At 73.5% G+C, this 3,513-nt stretch carries 1 protein-coding gene and 2 pseudogenes; all 3 read right to left on the reverse strand.

Annotated features, from left to right (window positions below; genetic code table 11):
* Window positions 1-264: 264 nt before the first annotated feature.
* A pseudogene (locus tag FM076_RS25970) lies at window positions 265-1,452 on the reverse strand (multinuclear nonheme iron-dependent oxidase).
* 109 nt (window positions 1,453-1,561) lie between these two features.
* Entirely contained in the window at window positions 1,562-3,091 is a 1,530-nt protein-coding gene (locus tag FM076_RS25975; protein ID WP_173873326.1) for a branched-chain amino acid ABC transporter substrate-binding protein, read from the reverse strand.
* A gap of 4 nt (window positions 3,092-3,095) precedes the next feature.
* Window positions 3,096-3,513 (reverse strand): annotated as a pseudogene (locus tag FM076_RS25980) (hypothetical protein); the annotation flags it as partial.

Raw genomic sequence — 3,513 nt, forward strand, 5'->3', positions numbered from 1 at the left:
CCGCCACGAGTGCGAGAGCCGCCAGGGCGCCGAGGGCCGAGGAGATCGCTGCTGTACGCACTGTGGGCTCCCTGGCGGTGGTCGCTGTCGCTCCGTCAGCCGTGCCACGGGGCACCGCCGTTCATATCGGATGCTCAACCGCTCATAAGCCGATGTAAAGCAGCGCCCTCGGGTGTCGCCGCACGCCCCCCGTACGGCCCCGGGGCCCGTTCCGCCGGGGCGGGGAGGGACCCCGCCAAGACGGGACCCCGCGCCGCGCGGGGATCAGCGCGGCGAGGGGCCCAGGCGGTGGCTGCGCCAGCGCTTGAGGGGCCTGCGGCGGGCGCGGGGGAGGCCGCCGTGTGCCAGGGCGTGCGCGGCGAAGTCGAGGGCGTCCCAGCGGTAGTTGGCGCGCAGCGGGTGCTGGAGGGCGTACGCCGCGAACAGCCGGCGGTACTCGGCCTCCCCGAGGATGGCGGGCAGCTCCGGCGCCACCTTGGCGACGATGTCCGCGCGCTTGGCCCGCAGGGCGCGGGCCTGGATGCGGACCCGCTCCGGATCGAAGCCCGGCGGCACGGGGCCCCGGCGACCAGCGCCGCCAGCAGCCCGGCCTGGGCCCGGGCCAGGCGCTCCCTCGCGGCGTCAGACACGGGCGGCCCCCACGACGGCGCGGACGGCCTCCAGCTCGGCGGCCAGCTCGGCGACGGGCGGGAAGTTCTCGTCCCGCTCCAGCAGCACCCCGGGCGGCATGGTCCGGGCGCACAGCTGGGCCAGGACGTCCAGGACGGGCTCCGTCACGGGGTGCCCGTGGCTGTCGTGCCAGACGCCGTCCCGCTCGACGCCGCCCGCCACATGGACGTACGCCAGGGCCTCCAGGGGGAGCCGGTCGAGGGCCTCGGCCGGGTCCTCGCCGCGGTTGACGTGGTTGGTGTGCAGGTTGGCCACGTCGATCAGGAGCCGTACGCCCGTGCGCCCGACCAGCTCCGCGAGGAACTCGCCCTCGCTCATCTCCTCGCCGGGCCAGCTCAGCAGCGCCGCGATGTTCTCCACGGCCAGCGGCACGGGCAGCACGTCCTGCGCGATGCGGATGTTCTCGCACAGCACGTCCAGCGCGTCCCGGGTGCGGGGGACGGGCAGCAGGTGCCCGGCCTCCACCGGGTCCAGCCCGGTGCCGGGGCCGCCGGCGCGGACGAAGGCGATGTGCTCGGTCACCAGCGGGGCGTCCAGCGCCTCGGCGCGTTCGGCGAGCGCGGCGAGCCGTGCCGGGTCGGGCCGCTCGGCGCCTCCGAGGCCGAGCGTCACGCCGTGCGGTACCACCACCGTGCCGCGGGCCCGCAGCCGCTGGAGGGACTCCGGCAGATGGCCCGGACAGATGTTCTCCGCGACGACCTCGACCCAGTCGATGCCCGGCAGCGCTTCGATGCCGTCGGCGATCTCGGGCCGCCAGCCGATACCGGTACCCAGTCGGTCCATCATCCGCTCCTCCCCGTTGCCGCGAGGAACTCCTGCTCCTTGTGCGGCGTTCCAATCCCCCAGGCCGCCTCTTCAGAGCTGGAATTGAGGTTCGCGCCCGGCCCCCGGCTCAGTCCCCGCCGCGCCGGACGCCGGGGTCGCCGCCGCCCGGCGGGGCGCCGTGCGGAGCGGAGACCTCCACGAACTCGGCGCGCTTCTTCTCCGTCAACCGCAGTATCGGCACCGCCTTGTTGCGGGGGTTGCCGTTGTTGAGGAACGACAGGAAGCCGCTGCCGCCGGGCACCCGCTGCTCCAGGTGCATCTTGTGGAACATCCGGCCGACCGACTCCCCGGTCACGTCACCGCCCCACCGGGCCGCCATGGCCACCCCCTGCGCCGCCGTGAGCACGGCGTCGTGCGCCATGATGGCCTGCCCGTCGTCGCGGCTGTCGCGGGGGAACCAGCGGTCCAGTTCGCCGCCCTCGCGGAACTTGCGGGCCGTCGCGGCGGAGACGGCCCGCTTGCCCGCCTCGCTGCCCTCCCACATGTCCGGATGGGCGAGCCCCGTGTAGAGCACCTCGACCTTCGTACGGTAGGCGCGCTCCAGCTCGCGAGCCGTCAGGTTCGTGGTGTCGTCCCCGGTGATGACGCGGAACTCCTGGTCGGTGCAGGTGCGGTTGGCCAGTGCGTCGAGGAAGTGGGTGAGGTGGCGGCCTCTGCCGGCGAAGAAGATGAGCCGCGGCTTCTGCTGGCACAACTGGCCCGTCATGTGGCGCAGTTCGTTCTCCCATCCGGTGCGGGCGGAGGAGTCGAACGTCAGCTCCTCGTCGGCGACGATGCGGAACCCCGCTTCGCGGTCGGGGAACGCCTTCTCGAAGGCCGGTCCGAGCGTGTTGGCGTAGTGGTTGGTGCGGGCGATGTCCTGGACGACCACGGCGGTGCGGTACTTCTCCCGCCGCAGGAACGCGGCAGCCGCGCGCGCCTCGTCGGCGTTGGTCGGCGCGACGCGCACGAAACCGTCGATATCGCGTATGTCGGTCGCGGACATGGTGCTGCCGACCATCGCGATCCGCCGCCGCTCCAGGGCGCGCAGCGCCCGCAGGTTCTCCGCGGTGCTGGGGCCCAGACCGGTGACGGCCACCAGCCGGTCCGGGGCGCCGGTCCGGGCGGCGAGCCGGTCGGTGACCTCGCGCCAGTGCCCCGACTCGCTGCCCGTGTTGGCGATCAGCAGCCGGATCTTGGGCGAGCCGCGCAGATCACCGTCGTTGTGGCGGCGCTGCGCCAGATAGGCGCCCTCCAGCTCGTGCCGCACCGACTCGTCGGAGTTGCTGTCGCTCTCGGTCAGGGTGAACGTCGTCATGTAGGCGACGCTGACGTAGGGGTCGTCGCCCCTGGCCACCTGGTCGTTCTCCGTCTTGATCCGCTCGGTGACGCCGCGCAGGTGCGGTGCGAAGACGTGGGAGCCGTCCGTCACGCCGACGCACTCGTGCCGGCCCGGATGCCCTTCGACGTCCCTCTTCTCGACGCCGTCCGCGCAGCGCGACCGCCGCTCGTCCAGCCAGTCGTACGTCAGCGGCACCGCCACGCCGAGCACGGCGAGGACGGCCACCAGCGCCGCGACGCGTTTGACGATGTGGAGCGGCCAGGAGATCCGGAGCACGCCTTCACCCTTCCTCGGCACATGTCTGCGGGTGGACCCAGTTGCGGTACTTCTCGGCCTCGTTGAGCAGATGGAGGCTGTCGCTGTGCGGATGCTCCTGCGAGACCCGCTCGAACCTGGCGGCCAGCGTCGGGCCCAGCACCCGCCCGGGGTCCAGCAGCGGGTCGCTCCACAGCCAGCGGGCCACCAGCAGGGCCCGCACTGCCGCGTGGAGGGGGCTGTCCGTCCGCGCGGGGTCGTGGGTGAGCGGGCCCAGGACGTCGCGGTGCGCCTGGTCCTTGGGGACCCGGTTCGGCGCGGCGGCGACCGCGTTCAGCTCGGCCACCCACCGGTGCGTGTCCACCGACTCCAGGCGCCGCACCAGGAACTCGGTGACCGCGCCGATCTGGTGCTGCGCCAGCCGGTGGTACATCGCCCGCACG

This window comes from Streptomyces albus subsp. chlorinus (assembly GCF_013302895.1).
Taxonomy (GTDB): domain Bacteria; phylum Actinomycetota; class Actinomycetes; order Streptomycetales; family Streptomycetaceae; genus Streptomyces; species Streptomyces chlorinus.